The organism is Pseudomonas sp. S12(2018), from assembly GCF_024355235.1.
Lineage (GTDB): Bacteria > Pseudomonadota > Gammaproteobacteria > Pseudomonadales > Pseudomonadaceae > Aquipseudomonas > Aquipseudomonas palmensis.
On sequence record NZ_QLAD01000004.1, the window covers coordinates 84,747 to 102,343 of the forward strand.

22 protein-coding genes are annotated in these 17,597 nt (G+C 67.5%); 14 read left to right on the forward strand and 8 right to left on the reverse strand.

Annotation, left to right across the window (positions count from 1 at the left end; genetic code table 11):
• Window positions 1-37 precede the first annotated feature (37 nt).
• The gene (locus DN388_RS10715) at window positions 38-439 is read right to left on the reverse strand and encodes a hypothetical protein (RefSeq protein WP_054914649.1); all 402 of its coding nucleotides are present in this window, start codon (window positions 437-439) and stop codon (window positions 38-40) included.
• A gap of 111 nt (window positions 440-550) precedes the next feature.
• Here DN388_RS10715 and alkB point away from each other — a divergent pair, with 111 nt between their 5' ends.
• From alkB to DN388_RS10755, 8 genes are all read left to right on the forward strand, one after another.
• Window positions 551-1,216, forward strand: coding sequence for a DNA oxidative demethylase AlkB (gene alkB, locus DN388_RS10720; RefSeq protein ID WP_054914441.1), 666 nt, complete (start codon window positions 551-553; stop codon window positions 1,214-1,216).
• A gap of 61 nt (window positions 1,217-1,277) precedes the next feature.
• Complete coding sequence (gene ligD / locus DN388_RS10725) at window positions 1,278-3,773, forward strand: DNA ligase D (RefSeq protein ID WP_254999699.1); 2,496 nt, start codon at window positions 1,278-1,280, stop codon at window positions 3,771-3,773.
• Window positions 3,770-4,042: a hypothetical protein gene (locus DN388_RS10730; protein WP_078481216.1), complete on the forward strand. Its 273-nt coding sequence runs from the start codon at window positions 3,770-3,772 to the stop codon at window positions 4,040-4,042. The genes ligD and DN388_RS10730 overlap by 4 nt, the downstream gene beginning before the upstream one ends.
• Complete coding sequence (locus DN388_RS10735; RefSeq protein ID WP_254999702.1) at window positions 4,039-5,082, forward strand: acyl-CoA dehydrogenase; 1,044 nt, start codon at window positions 4,039-4,041, stop codon at window positions 5,080-5,082. Before DN388_RS10730 ends, DN388_RS10735 begins: the two co-directional genes overlap by 4 nt.
• Window positions 5,079-5,840 carry a PIG-L deacetylase family protein gene (locus DN388_RS10740; RefSeq protein WP_254999705.1) on the forward strand — a complete coding sequence of 254 codons (762 nt, stop codon included), beginning with the start codon at window positions 5,079-5,081 and terminating at the stop codon, window positions 5,838-5,840. The genes DN388_RS10735 and DN388_RS10740 overlap by 4 nt, the downstream gene beginning before the upstream one ends.
• An 11-nt stretch (window positions 5,841-5,851) precedes the next feature.
• Window positions 5,852-6,451 (forward strand): trans-aconitate 2-methyltransferase, encoded by a 600-nt coding sequence (locus DN388_RS10745; protein WP_254999708.1) that lies wholly within the window; start codon window positions 5,852-5,854, stop codon window positions 6,449-6,451.
• Window positions 6,448-7,107: a glycosyltransferase family 2 protein gene (locus DN388_RS10750; protein WP_043860031.1), complete on the forward strand. Its 660-nt coding sequence runs from the start codon at window positions 6,448-6,450 to the stop codon at window positions 7,105-7,107. The genes DN388_RS10745 and DN388_RS10750 overlap by 4 nt, the downstream gene beginning before the upstream one ends.
• On the forward strand, window positions 7,104-8,024 hold the full coding sequence (locus DN388_RS10755) for a DUF72 domain-containing protein (RefSeq protein WP_043860032.1): 921 nt from the start codon (window positions 7,104-7,106) through the stop codon (window positions 8,022-8,024). The genes DN388_RS10750 and DN388_RS10755 overlap by 4 nt, the downstream gene beginning before the upstream one ends.
• 77 nt (window positions 8,025-8,101) lie before the next feature.
• On the opposite strand, the gene DN388_RS10760 is transcribed toward DN388_RS10755, so the two are convergent.
• Window positions 8,102-8,989 carry a LysR family transcriptional regulator gene (locus DN388_RS10760; protein WP_254999711.1) on the reverse strand — a complete coding sequence of 296 codons (888 nt, stop codon included), beginning with the start codon at window positions 8,987-8,989 and terminating at the stop codon, window positions 8,102-8,104.
• Window positions 8,990-9,103: 114 nt separating this feature from the next.
• Here DN388_RS10760 and DN388_RS10765 point away from each other — a divergent pair, with 114 nt between their 5' ends.
• Both DN388_RS10765 and DN388_RS10770 read left to right on the forward strand, forming a co-directional pair.
• Entirely contained in the window at window positions 9,104-10,297 is a 1,194-nt protein-coding gene (locus tag DN388_RS10765) for an MFS transporter (RefSeq protein ID WP_254999713.1), read from the forward strand.
• A 5-nt stretch (window positions 10,298-10,302) separates the two neighbouring features.
• On the forward strand, window positions 10,303-10,665 hold the full coding sequence (locus DN388_RS10770) for a DUF4440 domain-containing protein (protein ID WP_254999716.1): 363 nt from the start codon (window positions 10,303-10,305) through the stop codon (window positions 10,663-10,665).
• Window positions 10,666-10,747: 82 nt separating this feature from the next.
• Here the strand turns inward: DN388_RS10770 and DN388_RS10775 are convergent, their stop codons facing one another.
• Genes DN388_RS10775 through DN388_RS10785 form a run of 3 tightly spaced genes read right to left on the reverse strand, consistent with a single transcriptional unit; the run spans window position 10,748 to window position 12,708 of the window.
• Window positions 10,748-11,587, reverse strand: a complete 840-nt coding sequence (locus tag DN388_RS10775; protein WP_043860036.1) for a Ku protein — start codon at window positions 11,585-11,587, stop codon at window positions 10,748-10,750.
• 14 nt (window positions 11,588-11,601) lie between these two features.
• Complete coding sequence (locus DN388_RS10780; RefSeq protein WP_043860037.1) at window positions 11,602-12,510, reverse strand: SDR family oxidoreductase; 909 nt, start codon at window positions 12,508-12,510, stop codon at window positions 11,602-11,604.
• A gap of 27 nt (window positions 12,511-12,537) precedes the next feature.
• Complete coding sequence (locus tag DN388_RS10785) at window positions 12,538-12,708, reverse strand: metallothionein (protein WP_043860038.1); 171 nt, start codon at window positions 12,706-12,708, stop codon at window positions 12,538-12,540.
• A gap of 189 nt (window positions 12,709-12,897) precedes the next feature.
• Between DN388_RS10785 and DN388_RS10790 the strand changes: the two genes are divergently transcribed.
• A complete protein-coding gene (locus DN388_RS10790) occupies window positions 12,898-13,512 on the forward strand; it encodes a Yip1 family protein (protein ID WP_043860039.1) in 615 nt (204 codons plus the stop codon).
• A 15-nt stretch (window positions 13,513-13,527) separates the two neighbouring features.
• On the opposite strand, the gene DN388_RS10795 is transcribed toward DN388_RS10790, so the two are convergent.
• The 3 genes from DN388_RS10795 to DN388_RS10805 all read right to left on the reverse strand — a co-directional run bounded on the left by DN388_RS10795 (window position 13,528) and on the right by DN388_RS10805 (window position 16,224).
• Entirely contained in the window at window positions 13,528-13,791 is a 264-nt protein-coding gene (locus tag DN388_RS10795; protein ID WP_043860040.1) for a DUF1652 domain-containing protein, read from the reverse strand.
• 127 nt (window positions 13,792-13,918) lie between these two features.
• The gene (locus tag DN388_RS10800) at window positions 13,919-14,872 is read right to left on the reverse strand and encodes a class I SAM-dependent methyltransferase (RefSeq protein WP_043860041.1); all 954 of its coding nucleotides are present in this window, start codon (window positions 14,870-14,872) and stop codon (window positions 13,919-13,921) included.
• Between the two features lie 11 nt (window positions 14,873-14,883).
• Complete coding sequence (locus DN388_RS10805) at window positions 14,884-16,224, reverse strand: iron-containing redox enzyme family protein (protein ID WP_254999728.1); 1,341 nt, start codon at window positions 16,222-16,224, stop codon at window positions 14,884-14,886.
• Window positions 16,225-16,441: 217 nt separating this feature from the next.
• Here DN388_RS10805 and DN388_RS10810 point away from each other — a divergent pair, with 217 nt between their 5' ends.
• The 3 genes from DN388_RS10810 (at window position 16,442) to DN388_RS10820 (ending at window position 17,554) form a co-directional block, all read left to right on the forward strand.
• Window positions 16,442-16,612 carry a KGG domain-containing protein gene (locus DN388_RS10810; protein ID WP_078481227.1) on the forward strand — a complete coding sequence of 57 codons (171 nt, stop codon included), beginning with the start codon at window positions 16,442-16,444 and terminating at the stop codon, window positions 16,610-16,612.
• A 49-nt stretch (window positions 16,613-16,661) separates the two neighbouring features.
• Entirely contained in the window at window positions 16,662-17,222 is a 561-nt protein-coding gene (locus DN388_RS10815; RefSeq protein ID WP_043860043.1) for an ATP-dependent Clp protease proteolytic subunit, read from the forward strand.
• Between the two features lie 104 nt (window positions 17,223-17,326).
• Window positions 17,327-17,554, forward strand: a complete 228-nt coding sequence (locus DN388_RS10820; protein ID WP_043860044.1) for a DUF6555 family protein — start codon at window positions 17,327-17,329, stop codon at window positions 17,552-17,554.
• The last annotated feature ends 43 nt before the right edge of the window (window positions 17,555-17,597 follow it).

Here is a 17,597-nt window from a genome sequence, read left to right on the forward strand (position 1 = left end):
TTGGCGTGGTCACGGCGTAGGAAACGCCCTGCGATGGTTACTGCTGGCCAAACAGGTCATGGGCGTCGAGCAGCCGGTAGGCGATCTCGGGACGTTTTTCGAGGGCGCGGCGGATGGCCGCCGGTATGCTCTGGCGGGTCTTGCGGCACAACCCTGGCGGGCCTTCGACCTCGATACGGATACCGCGCATGGTGCGCACTTCATTGGGGCCGGGGGCGATGTGCACCTGGATGCCGAGCTGATCGAACAGGCGGCGCTGCAGGTGTTCGAGGTCGGGCAGGCTCTGCAGGTTTTCCAGGCGTTGGAGCAGGCGGTTTTCTTCCTGGCGGGTCAGGCGCAGAATGCGCAGGTCGGCGCCCGGCGTTTCGAGCAGGCGTTCGCGCTCGCAGATGCAGGCACCGGGTGGGCAGGGTTGGCGCAGCGGTATGATGGGCTCCATGAGGCCCAAGCATAGTCACCGGTCCCTTCGCCGGCAACGCCCGCTCCTGCCCGGTTTGCGTCGCCTGCAGGCGCTGGCGTTGCCGGCGAAGGCGTCACTGGAGATCCTTGCATGAAACAACCCGAACTCGACCTGTTCGGCCCACCCGCCCTCGGCGCCCCCGAATGGATCGGCAAGCAGACGCTGCTGCTGCCAGGCTTTGCCCTGGACCTCGTCGAGCCCCTGCTGCCGGCCCTGCGCACGGTGCTGCGCGCCGCACCGTTTCGCAACCAGCTCACCCCCGGCGGGCGCACCATCGAGGTGGCGGTCACCAATTGCGGGCCACTGGGCTGGGTCAGCGACCGCCTGGGCTACCGCTACAGCCCCTTCGACCCGCTCACCGGCAAGCCCTGGCCTGCCCTGCCCACGCTGCTCGCCGAGCTGGCCGCTGCCGCCGCAGAGGCCGCCGGCTTCGCCCATTTCAGGCCCGACGCCTGCCTGATCAACCACTACCAGCCCGGCAACCGCCTGACCCTGCACCAGGACCGCAACGAACGCGACTTCAGCCAGCCCATCGTGTCGATCTCGCTGGGCCTGCCGGCGGTGTTCCTGTTCGGCGGGCACACCCGCAGCGAGCCCACCCGCAAGGTCGGCCTGCAGCACGGCGACGTGATGGTCTGGGGCGGCGAGGATCGCCTGCGCTTTCACGGGGTCAACCCGCTCAAGGACGGCGAGCACCCACTGCTGGGCGCCCGCCGCATCAACCTGACCCTGCGCAAGGCCGGTCAACCCGATTGAACTCCCGCCGGTCTGCGCCCCTCCCACTTCATAGGGTTTGTATGAACGATGGAGCACGGCAATGGCCAAGCCACTGCAGGAATACCAGCGCAAGCGCAACTTCGACGCCACCCCGGAGCCGGCCGGCAAGGCCCGCCGCGGTGCGCGCGCGCAGGCATTGCAGTTCTGCATCCAGAAGCACGACGCCAGCCACCTGCATTACGACTTTCGCCTGGAGCTGAACGGCACCCTCAAGAGCTGGGCCATCCCCAAGGGCCCGTCACTGGACCCCAAGGTCAAGCGCCTGGCCGTCCACGTCGAAGACCACCCGCTGGACTACGCCAGCTTCGAGGGCAGCATCCCCGCAGGCCATTACGGTGCGGGCGAAGTGATCGTGTGGGACCGCGGCGTGTGGCTGCCCGAGGGCGACCCGGCCCAGGCCTATGCCAGCGGCAAGCTGCGCTTTCGCCTGCAGGGCGAAAAGCTGAACGGCACCTGGCATCTGTTTCGCACCCGCCTTGGCGGCAAGAAGGAACAGTGGATGCTGGTCAAGTCCGACGACGAGGCTGCCCGCGCCGAGGCCGACTACGACGTGCTGCAGGCCCAACCCGACAGCGTGCTCAGCGAGCGCAGCCTGATCCCCCGCACCAAGGGCAAGGACAAGGACAAGCCCAAGGCCGCACCCCCGCCTCGCCGCCCAGCCAGGGCCGGCACACTGAGTGCGGCCAGGAAGGCCACCCTGCCCGCCGCCCTCACGCCGCAACTGGCCACCCTGGTGGAAACCCCGCCGCAAGGCGACTGGCGCTACGAGGTCAAGTTCGACGGCTACCGCATCCTGGCGCGCATCGACGGCGACGACGTGCGCCTGTTCACCCGCAACGGCCACGACTGGACCACGCGCATGCCGCTGCAGGCCAAGGCCCTGGCCGGCCTGGGGCTGAGCTCGGCCTGGCTGGATGGCGAAGTGGTGGTGGCCAACGCCGAGGGTATCGCCGACTTCCAGGCCCTGCAGAACGCCTTCGACAGCGACACCGATGCCAATATCGTCTACTACCTGTTCGACCTGCCCTACCTCAATGGCATGGACCTGCGCCAATGCCCGTTGCAGGAGCGGCGCGCCGCCCTGGCGGCCGTGCTTGAACCGGCCGACGAACAACGCCTGCGTTTGAGTGCCGACTTCGACGAAGCCCCCGAGTCCCTGCTGGCCAGCGCCTGCCAGATGCAGATGGAGGGCCTGATCGGCAAACGTGCCGACAGCCTCTATGTATCGCGGCGCAGTCACGACTGGATCAAGCTCAAGTGCAAGCAGCGCCAGGAATTCGTGATCGTCGGCTTCACCGAACCCAAGGGCAGCCGCGCCGCGTTCGGCGCCCTGCTGCTGGGGGTGCACGACGCCGACAGCGGCCAGCTGCGCTACGCCGGCAAGGTCGGCACCGGCTTCAATACCGCCACCCTGCAGAGCCTGCTCCAGCGCCTCACCCCGCTCGAGGTGAAAAAGCCCGCGGTCGCCAACCCACCCACCGGCGCCGAAGCCCGCGGCGTGCACTGGCTCAGGCCACAGCTGCTGGCCGAGGTGGCCTACGCCCAGATGACCCGCGAAGGGGTGGTACGCCATTCGGTGTTCCATGGCCTGCGCGAAGACAAGCCGGCCCGCGCCATCGGCCTGGAGAAACCCGTGAAAGCGCCTACCCGCAAAGCCTCCGACAACACCCTGCGCATCACCCACCCCGACCGGGTGATCGATGCCAGCAGCGGCACCGACAAACGCCAGGTGGCCGAGTACTACGCCCAGGTCGCCGAATGGATCCTGCCGCACCTCAAGCGTCGCCCCGTGGCGCTGGTGCGCGCACCGGAGGGCCTGAGCGGTGAGCTGTTCTTCCAGAAGAACGCCGCCCAGCTGAACATCCCGGGCCTGGAGAGTCACGACAAGGCCGAGGCCGGCCAGGCAGTGATGATCATCGACCGCGCCGACACCCTGCTGGGCGCGGTACAGATGAACACCCTGGAACTGCACACCTGGAACGCCACCGCCAGGGACTTCGACAAACCCGACCGTTTCGTGCTCGACCTCGACCCCGACCCGGCATTGCCCTGGAAGGCCATGGTCGAAGCGACCCAGCTGACCCTGGCGCTGCTCGACGAACTGGGCCTGCAGGCGTTTCTGAAAACCAGTGGCGGCAAGGGCATGCACGTGGTGGTGCCGCTGACCCGGCGTGCCGGCTGGGACGAAGTCAAGGCGTTCAGCCATGCCATCGTCACGCACATGGCCGGGTTGTTCCCCGACCGGCTGTCCGCCGTTTCGGGGCCGAAGAACCGCGTGGGGCGCATCTTCATCGACTACCTGCGCAACGCCCGTGGCGCCACCACCGTGTGCGCCTATTCGCTGCGCGCCCGCGAAGGGCTGCCGGTGTCGGTACCGATCCGCCGCGAAGAGCTCACCGAACTCAAGGGCGCCAACCAGTGGAACCTGCACAACCTGGGCGAGCGCCTGGCCAATGGCGACGACCCCTGGGCCGACTACGACAAGACCCGCCAGTCGCTCACCGTGGCGCTGCGCAAGCGCATGGGCGTGGCATGAAGGGCCTGGACTGGATCGACCTGCTGCAGTGGCCGGCCATGCTGCTCACCCTGGTGGCAGCATGGTGGATCGGCTCGCGTCAGCCGCGTCGGCGGCGCATCGGCTTCTGCTGCTTCATGGCCAGCAACCTGCTGTGGGTGGTGTGGGGCTGGCAGACCGAGGCCTGGGCATTGATCGTGCTGCAGTTCTGCCTGTGCGCCATGAACCTGCGCGGCCTGAAAAAGAATACCTCGACCCACGCTGCGTGCCCCAAGGAGTCCGCCTCATGAGCATTGTTCAAACCTTCGACCTGGGCCGCCTGGACACCCTGCTGCGCCAGTTCGCCGAGCGCCCGCAACCGCTGAACCTGGACAGCCAGCTGCTCGAACTGATGCAGGCCCTGCAGGCAGCCGGCCTGGAACGCCTGCCGTTGCCCGGCCAGGGCCAGACGCTGCAGCGCTGGCAGACCCTGGCGCGGGTGGCCGGCGCCGACCTGGCCCTGGCCAAGCTGTATGAAGGGCATACCGATGCCCTGGCGATACTCGCCGAATGCGCCGGGGCGCACCTGGCCGGCAGCGGGATCTGGGGCGTATGGGCGGCCGAGCCGCCCAGCGCACGGGTGCGCATCGTGGCTCGCGACAACCAGCGGGTGTACCTGCAGGGGCGCAAGGCCTGGTGCTCCGGCGCGCTGCAGATCGACCACGGCCTGCTCACCGCCTGGGACGAAGACGAACAGCCGCAACTGGTGGCGCTGGACCTTGCCGAGACGGGTCTGCACCGGGTGGCAGACGGCTGGCAGGCGGTGGGCATGGGCATTACCGCCAGCGTCGAGCTGGAACTGGAACACACCCCGGCGCACCTGGTGGGTGGCCCTGGCCAGTACCTCAGTCGCCCCGGCTTCTGGCACGGCGGCGCCGGCATCGCCGCCTGCTGGTACGGCGCCGCCGAGGCCCTGGCCGACTACCTGCGCGAACACTGTCGCCAGCCACGCCCCGACCCCCACGCCGACGCCCACCTGGGCGCGGTGGACGCTGCCCTGTGCGGCGCCGCTGCTGCCCTGCGCGAGTGCGCCGCACAGATCGACGCACAGCCCCAGGCCGATGCCCAGTTCGCCGTACGCCGGGTGCGCGCCCAGGTCGAATACGCCGCCACCCTGGTGCTGACCCACGTGGGCCGCGCCCTGGGTGCCACCCCGTTCTGCCGCAACAGCCACTTCGCCCGGCTCAGCGCCGACCTGCCGGTGTTCCTGCGCCAGAGCCACGCCGAGCGCGACCTGGCCGAACTGGGCCGGCAACTGGCCGGGCGTGAAGCCGGCGGGTGGCAGCTATGAGCGTCGACAACCCGATCAAGGCAGCCGGCAGTGGCACGCCATTGTCGCTGTGGCAGGCGTCCAGCGCCCTGGCCCAGGTCGCCACGGTGCAGGCCGATGAGCTGCTGCCCCCCGGTGCGCGCCTGGTGGTGGTGGCGCCCCACCCGGATGACGAGGTGCTCGGTTGCGGTGGCCTGCTGTCGACCTTCTGCGGCCGTGAGCAGGCGTTGCTGCTGGTGTCGGTGACCGATGGCGAAGGCAGCCACCCCGGCTCGCTCGCCTGGCCAGGCGAGCGCCTGCGCGTGCAGCGCCCCCTGGAAAGCCGCGCAGCCCTGGCCGCGCTGGGGCTGGACGTCGACCGGGTGGCCTGGCAGCGCCTGCACCTGGCCGACAGTGGCGTGGCCGCGCACGAAGCGCAGCTGGCCCATGCGCTGGTGCGTTGCCTGCGCCCCGGCGACCGGGTGCTGAGCACCTGGCGCCTGGACGGCCACTGCGACCACGAGGCCGTGGGCCGTGCCAGCGCACAGGCGGCGCAGACCGTGGGCGCGCAGCTGATCGAGGTGCCGGTCTGGGCCTGGCACTGGGCCCGCCCGGACGACCCGCGCCTGCCGTGGCGCCGTGCGCGCAAGCTGGCGCTCAGCCCGCAGCAACTTGCGCGCAAGCGCGCCGCCATCGCCGCGCATGCCAGCCAGCTCCATGCCGATGGCGAGCAGCCACCGGTGTTGAGCCAGACCACCCTGCAACGCCTTCTGCAACCTTTCGAACTGCTGTTTCTATGACGGGTGTTTCCATGAGCGTATCGCCGCAGTATTTCGAACAGCTGTTCGAGCACGATGAAGACCCCTGGGCCTTTCGGACCCGCTGGTACGAGAAGCGCAAGCGCGACCTGACCCTGGCCTGCCTGCCGCGCCAGTACTACACGCGCATCTTCGAGCCCGCCTGCGCCAACGGCGAGCTCAGTGCAGCGCTGGCCGAGCGCACCGAGGCCCTGCTGTGCCAGGACCTCAATGCCACTGCCGTGGAGCTTGCGCGCCGGCGCCTGGCAGCCTGCCCCCAGGCCAGTGTGAGCCAGGGCCACCTGCCCGGCGACTGGCCGGGTGGCGAGTTCGACCTGATCGTGCTCAGCGAGGTCGGCTACTACCTCGACCCCGCGCAGTGGCTGCAGGTGATCGAACAGGCCGTGGCCAGCCTGAGCCCTGGCGGTGCGCTGCTGGCCTGCCACTGGCTGCACCCCATCGACGGCTGCCCGCAGGATGGCCGCCAGGTACACGCCCTGCTCGATCAGCGCCTGCCGCTGTACCGCGCCGTGCGCCACGAAGAAGCCGACTTCCTGCTCGAATACTGGTGTTGCCAGCCGTGTGCCATTGACCTGCAGGAGCCTTGCCTATGATCGGCGTGATCGTCCCCGCGCATAACGAAGAACAGTACCTGCCGGCCTGCCTGCGCGCCCTCGGGCAGGCGGCGGCGCAGGCCGAGGCCCTTGGCGAGCGCGTAGAGATCGTGGTGGTGCTCGACCAGTGCAGCGATGCCAGCCAAGCCATTGCCCTGGCGCACGGCGTGCACACCCTGCAGGTCACTGCGCGCAACGTGGGCTACGCCCGGCGTGCCGGCGCCAGCTGGATGCTCGAGCGCGGCGCGCGCTGGCTGGCCTGCACCGACGCCGACAGCTGCGTGCCGGCCGACTGGCTGGTGTGCCAGCTGGACTGCGCCGCCGACGCCGTGTGCGGCACGGTGCACGTGGAGCAATGGCAGGCGCACCAGGATGCGGCGTTGCAGGCGCGTTACCTGGCCCACTACCAGGCCCGCGAGGACCACCGGCACATCCATGGCGCCAACCTGGGCATCTGCGCCAGGGCCTACCAGCGGGTCGGCGGGTTCCGGCCCGTGCCGCTGGACGAAGACGTGCAACTGATCAGCGACCTTGAGCTGAGCGGCGCGCGCATCGTGTGGACGGCACGCAACAGCGTGTCCACCAGCAGCCGTGGCGACTGCCGGGCGCGGGGCGGCTTCGGCGACTTCCTCACCACGCTGGCGGCTACCCCGTGAGCCGTGGCGCGGCGCAGGTGCATATCGGCATCTCGGGCTGGCGCTATGTGCCGTGGCGGGGCGACTTCTACCCCGAGGGCCTGCGCCAGAAGGACGAGCTGCACTTCGCCTCGCGGGCGGTCAACAGCATCGAGATCAACGGCACCTTCTATGCGCTGCAACGTCCCGAGCGTTTCGCCGGCTGGGCGGCCGAAACGCCGCCAGGCTTCGTGTTCAGCGTCAAGGCGCCGCGCTTCATCACCCACGTGAAGCGCCTGCGCGAGATCGACGAACCGCTGGCCAACTTCTATGCCTCCGGCCCCCTGTCGCTGGGCAGCAAGCTGGGGCCGACCTTGTGGCAGTTCCCGCCGAACATGCGTTTTGACGAGGGGTTGTTCGATGCGTTTCTGGCGCGCCTGCCGCACACCGGCAAGCAGGCCAAGGCCCTGGCCGCGCAGTGTGCCGAGCGGATGCAGCGTGCGGGTTACCTGGAGGGCGCCGACCGGCAGGTGGTGCGCCATGCAGTGGAGGTGCGTCACGAGAGCTTTCTGGACCCGGCGTTCGTGGCGTTGCTGCGCAAGTACCGGGTAGCGCTGGTGGTGGCCGACACGGCGAAGAAGTGGCCGCATGTGGAGGACTTGACCAGCGACTTCGTGTACATGCGCCTGCATGGGGATGTGGCGCTGTACAGCAGCGGTTATTCAGAGGCGGCCTTGCGCGGCTGGCAAAAGCGTATCCAGGCGTGGAAACGCGGGGCGCAGCCTGGGGATGCGCGGTTGATCGATGCGGCAAGTGCGGCGCCGAAGGCGGCGCATCGCGATGTGTACTGCTACTTCGACAACGACATCAAGGTGCGCGCGCCCTATGACGCCAGACGGTTGCTGGAGCTGCTGAAGCTGGACAAGGGCCTGGAAGCGACACCGGGTGCTGCGCTGTAGGAGCCAGCCAGGCTGGCGAACCGGACACCGCGAAACACCGGCCAACGCAGCGCGCCCTTCGCCGGCAACGCCGGCGCCTACATGCCGTTCACATACCCCTTGAGATAGTCGATCCAGGCCCGCACCTTGCGCGGCACGTGGTTGCTGGCCGGGTACAGCGCGTACACGCTCTGCTCGGCAAAGCGATACCCGGGCAATGCATCCAGCAGGCGCCCGGTACGCAGGTCGTCCTCGATCAACCACGCCGGCAGCAGCGCCACGCCCAGCCCCTGCAAGGCGAACGAGCGCAGGATAGAGGCATTGTCTGCCACCATCACCGCCCGGCCCGAAGGCTCGTACACCGCCGCCTCCCCCCTCTGATCGAGCAACGCCCAACCGGCCTGGCGCTCGAAACGCCCATGCACCAGCCTGGGCAAGGCGTTCACCTGGGCAAGCGTCGCCCCCGGCACGCCCACGCCCGGCGCCATCACCAGGTGCACTGCATAGGTCTCCAGGCACACCCCGCGGTAGCCTGAATCCTGCGCCTGCCCTAACCGGATGGCCACGTCGAAGCGCTCCTGCACCAGGTCCGCGTGGCTGGTGTGGGTTTCCAGCCGCACGTTGAGCAACGGGTGCTCGCGCATGAACAGCTGCAAGGCCGGCGCAACCACGCGCAAACCGTACTCCACCGTGGAGGTGACCCGCAGGCTGCCCTGCAACCCGCCATGCTCGGCACGCGCCTGCTCGATGGCCAACCGCGCCTGCTCCAGCACCAGCAGGCACTGACGGTAGAACCCCTCGCCGGCATCGGTCAACGCCACCCGGCGCGTGGTGCGGATCAGCAGGGTCACGCCCAACTGCGCCTCCAGTTGCTTGATACCGAAGCTGACCGCGGCACGGGTCTGGCACAGGCGTGTGGCCGCCGCCGTGAACGACCCCGCCTCCACCACGGCGCAAAACAGCTCGAAACGGTCCAGGCTGACCATGCAAAGGCCCCTTGATTGTCAAAATAATTCGACCAATCTGGCAGTATTGCGGGGCTTATTCAATCATCAGCACCGCCCTACACTGCGCCCATCGTTCTCCAGCGGCGCCCCGTCATGCCTTTTCGCAGCAAAGTCAGCCTGATCTTCCTGATGGGTTTTGCCCTCGACCTGCTCAACCTGTTCGTGCTCAACAGCGCCTACCCCGCCCTGCAGCGCCAGCTCGGCGCCTCGGTCACGCAGCTGGGCTGGGTCGGCAACGCCTACATGCTCGGCCTGACCCTGATCATCCCGCTGGGTAACGGGCTGGCGCAGCGCATCGGCGAGCGCGCCACCCTGCTGCTGTCGCTGGCCCTGTTCGGCCTGGGCTGTGCCCTGGCAGGCTCGGCCCGGAGCATCGAGGCACTGATCGTCTGGCGCCTGCTGCAGGGCCTGGGTGGCGGCCTGCTGATCCCGGTGGGCCAGGCGCTGGCCTACCGCGCCTGCCCCGCCAGCGAGCGCGCCGGCCTCACCTCGCGGGTGATGATGGTGGCCCTGCTGGTGCCGGCGCTGTCGCCGGCGCTGGGCGGGCTGATGGCCGACCAGGGCGACTGGCGCTGGGTGTTCTTCGCCCTGCTTGCGCCCACCCTGGCGTGCGCCGCGCTGGTGCTGGCCTGGCTGCCCGGCGGTCGGCCCCAGCCCAGCGTACGGCCGGCCCTGGACCTGCGCCTGTTGCGCCAGCCACTGCTGCACACCGCCATGCTCATCTACCTGTGCGTACCGGGCGTGTTCATGGGGCTCAACCTGGTGGCGGCGCTGTACCTGCAAGGCACGCTTGGCCTGAGCGCCACTGCCACCGGCGGGCTGATGCTGCCGTGGGCCGCCGGTGCGCTGGCGGCGATCGCCCTGAGCCGGTGGCGCTTCAACGCACTGGGCCCACGCCCGCTGCTGCTGGCCGGCATGGGCATTCAAAGCCTGGCGGTGCTGGCGTTGGCCAGCCCCTGGCTGGTCGCCCACCCCGGTTGGCTGGTGCTGCTGTATGCGTTGCTGGGCCTGGGCAGCAGCCTGTGCAGCAGCACCGCGCAGACGGCGGCGTTCGTGGCGATCCCCGAGGCGGCCATGGGCGCGGCCAGTGCGTTGTGGAGCCTGAACCGGCAGTTGAGTTTCTTTTTCGGGGTGGCGTTGCTCGGCGCAGTGCTCGACTGGCGATTGCCGGAGCCTACAGCCTACGCGCAAGCGCTGGCGCTGGGCGCCGCGCTGACCTTGCTGCCCTTGCCCTGGGTGCTGCGCCTGCCGGGCGCCGGGGCCGTGTTTGTTCAACCTGTGGAGTGAATGCAATGCCAGAGCGTAATGCGGGGTTTGAAGAGGTGCTGGAGGCGCATGTGCAGATCCGCCAGTGGCTGGCCGGCGAGGCACGGCCGCCGTTGCTGGAGCGCTTTGCCGAGGGGTTCTCGATGTTCACGCTCAAGGGCACGGTGCTCGACAAGGCGCAGCTGGAGGTTTTTTTTGCCCAGGCCTATGGCTCACGGCCTGGCCTGCGCATCGAGATCGATGAGATGCACGACGTGGCGCCGGGGGTGGTGACCTATCGCGAGCATCAGCAGGATGACAGCGGCCAGACCACGCTGCGCTGGTCGACGGTGGTGTTCGATGGGCAGGGCAAGTGGCTGCATTTGCAGGAGACCGCGGCCCTTGCGTAACCCCATCGCGGGTCAAGCCCGCTCCCACAGGGCCTCGCAGTGGGTGTGGGAGCGGGCTCGACCCGCGATGAAGCCGCCGCGGTCAGGCTTTCTTGCGCGAAGGCGCTGCCTTCCTGGCCGGCGCCTTCTTGCCCCCACCCAGGCTGCGCTTGAGCAGCTCGGTGAGGTCGATGATGTCCGCCCCCTTGCCTGCTGCCTGGTCTTCGGGCGCCTCCACGGTGGCGATCTTGCCCTGGCTGGCCTTCTCCTCCACCAGCGCCATGATGGTGTCCTTGAAGTCGTTGTGGTACTCCTGCGGCGTCCAGTGCCCGGCCATGTCCTCCACCAGACGCTTGGCCATCTGCAGCTCCTTCTTGTCCACCGTGGCCGCGCTCACGCTCTTGTCCAGCTCCAGCCCTTCGAGCCCGCGGACCTCATCGGGCCAGCGCAGGGTGATCATCACCAGGGCGTCCTCCAGCGGGCGCAGCAGCGCCAGGTGCTGCTGGGTATGCAGCACCACCTTGGCCAGCGCCACCTTGCCGGTGCTCTCCAGGGTCTGGCGCAACAGCGCGTAGACCTTGCCACCGCGCTTGTCCGGCGCCAGGTAGTACGGCGTGTCGAAGTGCTGCAGCGGGATCTCGTCACTGCCCACGAACGAGAAGATATCGATGGTCTGGGTGGCCTCGGGCCGCGCCTTGCGGATCTCGTCCTCGCTGATCACCACATAGCGGCCCTTCTCGAACGCCACGCCCTTGACGATATGCTCCTTGTCGATCTCCTTGCCGGTGACCTTGTTCACCCGCTTGTAGCCCACCGGGTCCATGCTGCGCTTGTCGAGCCAGTCGAAATCGACCCGGTCGCTGCTGACCGCCGTGGTCAGCGACACCGGGATATGCACCAGCCCGAAACTGATCGCGCCCTTCCAGATCGCCCTGCTGGCCATGCTCGTCTCCTCGCCTAAGGCAATGGGTTGCCACCGGTCACGCCAAACACTTCACCGGTGATGTAACTGGATTCCTGCGACGCCAGCAGCACGTACAACGGCGCACACTCGGCCGGCTGGCCGGGGCGCTTCATCGGCGTGTGCCCGCCGAAGTCGGGGATCTTCTCCGGCGGCTGCCCGCCGCTGGGCTGCAGCACCGTCCAGATCGGCCCCGGTGCCACCGCGTTGACGCGGATGCCGCGCTCGATCACCTGCTTGGCCAGGGCCTTGGTAAAGGCCACGATCGCCGCCTTGGTGGTGGCGTAGTCGAGCAGGGTCGCCGACGGCTGGTATGACTGGATCGATGCGGTGTTGATGATGGTGGCCCCGGCCGGCATCAGCGGCACGGCCGCCTGGCACAGCCAGAACAGCGCGTACACGTTGGTCTTCATGGTGGCGTCGAACTGTTCGCTGCTGACCTGGCCCACCTGCTTGCGTGCCACCTGCTTGCCTGCCACGTTGACCAGGATGTCCAGCCCACCCAACTGGTCGTGGGCCTGGCTGACCAGTTCGCGGCAAAAGGCCTCGTCCTTGAGGTCGCCCGGCAAGGCGATGGCACGCCGGCCCTCGGCCTCGATCAACTGGATGACCTCCTTGGCATCGCTGTGCTCGATGGGCAGGTAGTTGAGCACGATGTCCGCACCCTCGCGGGCAAAGGCGATGGCCACCGCACGGCCGATACCGGAGTCGGCGCCCGTGATCAGCGCCTTGCGCCCCTGGAGCCGGCCAAAACCCTGGTAGCTGTGCTCACCGTGGTCCGGCTTGGGTTGCATGCCGCTGTCCAGCCCAGGCGCCGACTGGCCCTGGGCCGGAAACGGCGGTTGCGGGTACTGGGTCAGCGGGTTGCGCATGCTGTACTGGTTGCTGGGTTTTGGCGTCGACATCGGGATCCTCCGGTACGGTTCAGTGCCTCAGTGCGTGGGGGCCTGCCTGGCGCAGCCGCAGCCACTGGCAGAACAGGGTTTGCCGGCCGGGTGATGATCGGCGCAGGCCTGACAGCAATAAGACTTGCCTTCGCGTTGCACGGGGTTGTCGCCAACCTTGCAGTTGCAGTCCGGGCAGGCACAGGTCTGTTGGTCCATGTTCTTGACTCCTGAAGGTGATGGTCGTCATCGGTGGCGCCGTTTGGCGCCCCTGCAAGAAGTGACCGGCCCGCGCGCGCAATGGTTCAAGGCAGTTGGTCCGCTTGCGGCAAAGCCGATGAAACCCTGGCCGCTTTGTGACCTCCACAGAACACGAGGGGCCCTTTCGCCCCGGTACCGGAGACCGCCATGACAAGCCACCTGGTCAAGCTGTTCACCCAACCCAACTCGGCGTGGGCCGATATTCGCCACGACGAGGAAGCCCACCCGCGTCACTACCTGTCACACCTGCTGTTGCTGGCACTGATACCCACCGTATGCCTGTTCATCGGGATCACCTCGGTGGGCTGGAGCCTGGCCGAAAACGAGAACGTGCGCCTGAGTGCCAGCAGCGCGTTGCAGCTGTGCATCCTGCTGTTTCTGGCGATCATGGCGGGCACGGTGCTGATGGGGGCATTCATCCGCTGGATGTCGCGTACCTTCGATGCACGCCCCACCCTCAACCAGTGCATCGGCTTTGCTGCCTACACCGCCACACCGTATTTCATAGCCGGGCTGGCCGGGCTGTACCCGAGCCGTTGGCTGGCGGTCACGATACTGGGCGCGGCCACGGTGTACGCGACCTTTCTGCTGTTCACCGGTCTGCCGACCTTCATGCGCATCCGCAAGGAAGACGGCCTGCTGTACTCGGCCAGCGTGTGGGGGGTGGGGTTGCTGGTGCAGGTGACCATCCTGGTGTCGATGATCCTGTTCTGGTTCAACACCCTGCAACCGGAATACCTGCGCCCGGCCGGCCTGGGCTAGCCGGGCGCATGGGGGTCAGGCGCGGTACAGCCTGCGCGGCTGCAGGCCCATGGTGCGGCGCTCTTCGCGGATCTGACCCACCAGGTCCGCGATGGCCCGCACGTCGGGCAAGGCGCTCAGCTGGATACCCGTGACCGTAAGCTCGGCATACTCGGCATCGGCCGGCAGGTGGATGGTCAGCGCCAATCCGTCGCTGCACGCCACTTCACAGCGCCATGGCAGAAAGGCGCCTTCTATCAGGCGACGCAGTTCCAGATCACACACTCCGTTCATTGGCATGATGCAACCCTCGATGTCTCAGGTGTAACCACTAGTAAGGGCCCCCCGGGCCCGACATTCAAATCGAAAACTCCAATACAGCCCCCGGCATCTGATTGACCGGGGCAATGAAACCGCACCGGCATGTTCAGCCGTTGCGCGTCACCGTCAGCCCCACCGCTGCAATGCGCTCGACCTGCTCGTAGCCAGGTTCGAGCAGTTGCTCGCCAAACACGTCAGGGTCCAGCTCCTGGTAGTGCCACGACCATTGCGGGGCGGTGAGCTGGGCACGGATGGCGGCAAGGAACGGGTCGTGCCCGTCGACCATCGCCACCCCGGTGTACAGCAGCAGCGTGCCGCCCTGGCTCAGGCGCCCGATTGCCTCGTTGACGATGCGCAGCGACAGGTCGGCGCCCAGGCTGCCGCCACCGTGCCGATAGGCGCGGCGGCCGGCATCGAGCATGTACGGCGGGTTGGCGACGATCAGGTCGAAGTTGCCGGTAATGCCCTGCAGTACATCGCTGTGCGCCACCGACACATTGGCCAGCCCGGCCAGGGCCACGTTGATCGCGCTCAGGCGCAGGGCGTCGGGGTTGATGTCCAGCGCGGTGACCTGGGCGTGCCGGCGTGCACGGCCGATCAGTATCGCCCCTACCCCGGCCCCGCAGCCGATATCCACCGCGTGGTTGATTTCGCTGAAGCGGCCCTGCAGGTGGCTGGCGATGAAGTGTGCGAAGCGATAGCTGTCGGGCCCGAAGAACACCGCATCGGCCTGCGTGGTGGGAAAGCCCGAATGCACGAACAGCAGGTCCTCCAGGCTCGACCAGCGCACCCGGCTGCGCCAGCAGTCGCCGTCTTCGTCGAGAATCTGTGCCACGCGCATCTGCGCCAGTTCGTCGGCCGACAGCAGCGAAGCGGTGAACGGACGGTTCCAGCCAAAAATGTCGCGCAGGGTGCGCGCCCGCGCCGCGCTCTGGCGCTCGTTGTTGCGCTGCTGGGTCAGCGGGGTGACGCAGGTGAAGCGGTAGCCGTCGGCCTGCAGACGCCGGCCCAGTTGCAGCAGGGCCTTGTCCGCTTCAGGCTGGCAGGTGTTCAGCAGCATGGTGCACTCCTTCAGTTTAGGCCGGTGAGCTGGCGGTACATCCGCGTGGCCTGCAGGCCGCGCGGCAGTGCATGGCGGTTGCCGGCCATGGCGTCGATCAGGCGTTCGATACGGCACTGTGCGGGCAGCGCCTGCAGCTCGATGTCGAGCGCGGTGTCGTCCGAAGGCATCGAGGGTTGCAGGGCGCTGCCCTGGGTACGCTCGGGGTTGCTGGCCGGCTGCCAGTCGCCGGCAATCCAGTCATGCAGCAGCTGCTTTTCATACACGCTGAACACCCCGAACATCGCCGCGCCCGGCCCCTCGATCACCTGCCAGAAGCGGCTGAGCTGTGGGTCCTGCCCGCGCTTGATCCAGCCCTTCTGTTCCAGTACGCCAAGAAAGCCCGGCATGCTGCCCGGCTCGGCCAGCCATTGATTGACGGTGCGCCCCTGGAAGCGGCAGTAGTCCGAATGCATGTGCTGGCCGAAGGCGCGTTTGCGTTCGAGCAGCGCCACCACCTCGGCCTCCGGGTCAAAGCCTGCGATGATCGCCGCCGAGCCCTGGCCCAGGTCGTTGAGCCGGTAGCCGGCGGCCACGCGCTGGTAGAAACGCCCGTCGTCCTGCTCCGGGCGCAACTGCTGCAGGGCCTGCACGGCCTTGCGTGCATGGCCGCTGCTGGCGTTGTCGATGGTGACGTGCAGGCGAAAGTACTGGGCATCCAGGCCCAGTTCGTCGAGCTCATAGGCGCTGATCAGCAGGTGCAACGGCAGCTGCTCATAGCCCAGGTTGTAGCCGATCACCTCGGGCAGGAACATGTCGCTGTTGGCCCCCAGCGCCAGTTGCAGGCAGCCTTGCAGGTAACGCTCGTCGGGCAGCGGCACCGGCTCGTGGCAACCGGCCTCGGCCAGCAGGCGGCGATAGATCAGCACATGGTTGCAGGCCGGGTCGCCATCGCCCAGCTCTTCGAGGTAGATACGGATCAGCCCGTGATAGCGCGGGTCGGCCCAGTGTCGCAGCAGCCCGTGCAGCCAGGCGCCGTCCACCGCCTTGGTGGGGGCCACATGGTGCAGAAAGTACAGCGCGTGAGCGCGAGTGCTGAAATAGCGCCGGGGCGCGCCAGCCTTGCGCCCGGCCAGGTACTCGGCGTATTCGCCGGCAACTGCGGCGGTGCGCCGGTCGGTCCACGCGTCCAGTTCGCCCGGGGTTGCCGGCAGGTCGTCCTGCAGACCCTGGGTGCGCAGCAGTTGCTCGGCCAGCCAGGCGGCACTGCCCACCAGGTCACCGCGCAGCAGCGCCTGGTAGCGGTTGAGCAGGTCGCCGGCCTGAACCTGCGCCAGGTCGGCAGTCGGGCGGGTTGCGTTCATCACGGTCATGGCCGTTGTCCTCTTGGCTGCCCCTTGCAGTCGATATGCAAGGGAATGGGCGCTGCGCTGCAAAGTTCCACAGCCCCGCCAAGCGGATGAAAAAGTCGTGCGGGCTTACCGTTCGTCTCATGCACGCAAAGATTTTAAAACTTTGCCCCGTGGCCTATCTCCACACCTATGTGAGGTCCACAAGGCTTCGCATCCCAATGACATGAGGATCAGCATCATGGACAAGAAAGAAAACTCGGGAAACTTTGCCAACGACAAGAACAAGGCGTCGGAAGCCGGCAAAAAAGGTGGGCAGGCCTCCGGAGGCGGCGCTGGCAGCCAGGGCAACAAGAAGCCTGACGCCACCAAGTCTGACACCCGCAAACCAAGTGGTGGTGGTCGTAGCTGACGCTCGAGCGACCGGCGCACCGAGGGTGCGTCGGTCTTGAGGACTCTTGATGAAGCAGTACGTCATCCACTTTCATTGCCCGATCGATCAGGGCACCACCGAGCGCTTTCGCGACCGTTGCCTGCAGGCGATCGACGAAGGGGCCAGCGCCCTGCTGCTCAACCTGTCGACCATCGGCGGCAGCACCCACCTGGGGTTCTCGATCTACAGCTTCCTCAAGTCGCTGCCGGTGCCGGTCAGCGCGGTGAATGCGGGCAACATCGAATCCATGGGCATCGTGATGTACCTGGCCGCCAGCGAACGCCTGGCCGTGCCCCACTCGCGGTTTCTGATCCACCCCATGACCTGGCACTTCAGCCAGAGCGCGGTGGACCACTCGCGCCTGCGTGAATACCTGTCGAGCCTGAACAACGACCTGGAGCGCTATGCGCGGATCTTCGAACTGGAGACCGCCCATGCCGAGCGCAAACTGGACATCATCCACTGCCTGTCGGCCGAGGAACGGGTGATCCCTGCCTACGATTCGTTGGCCTGCGGCATGGCCCACCGGCTGGAACAGGTAGTGTTCGACACCGATGCTCGCCACCTCACCGTCAGCGCCGAACACTGATGTCGAACAATCAGACTGAATTATTTGGTGGCTGGAAGGTACTTAGTTAGGCGGTATGAGTGAACACGCATCGGTCACCACGTTGAAAGGATTTTCAGGGAACCATGAACAACGCAAAACTCTTCGTCATCGACTATCAATTGCACGGCAAACAGAAGTCCTTCGTGATTCGTGCCGAGGCGATGGACAACGCCGAAGCCTGGCACTGGGCCAGCTGTGACGCCGGGGTGGGGCATATTCCGCGCTATGGGCGCGAGAAGGTAAAGAAGGTCAGCAAGCCACTGGCCGAGCGGTACGGAATCACCGAGGTGACGTGGCGCCAGAGCCACTGAGACGGCGCTGCGGTCAGCGCGGGCCAGGCCCGCGCTGACCGCA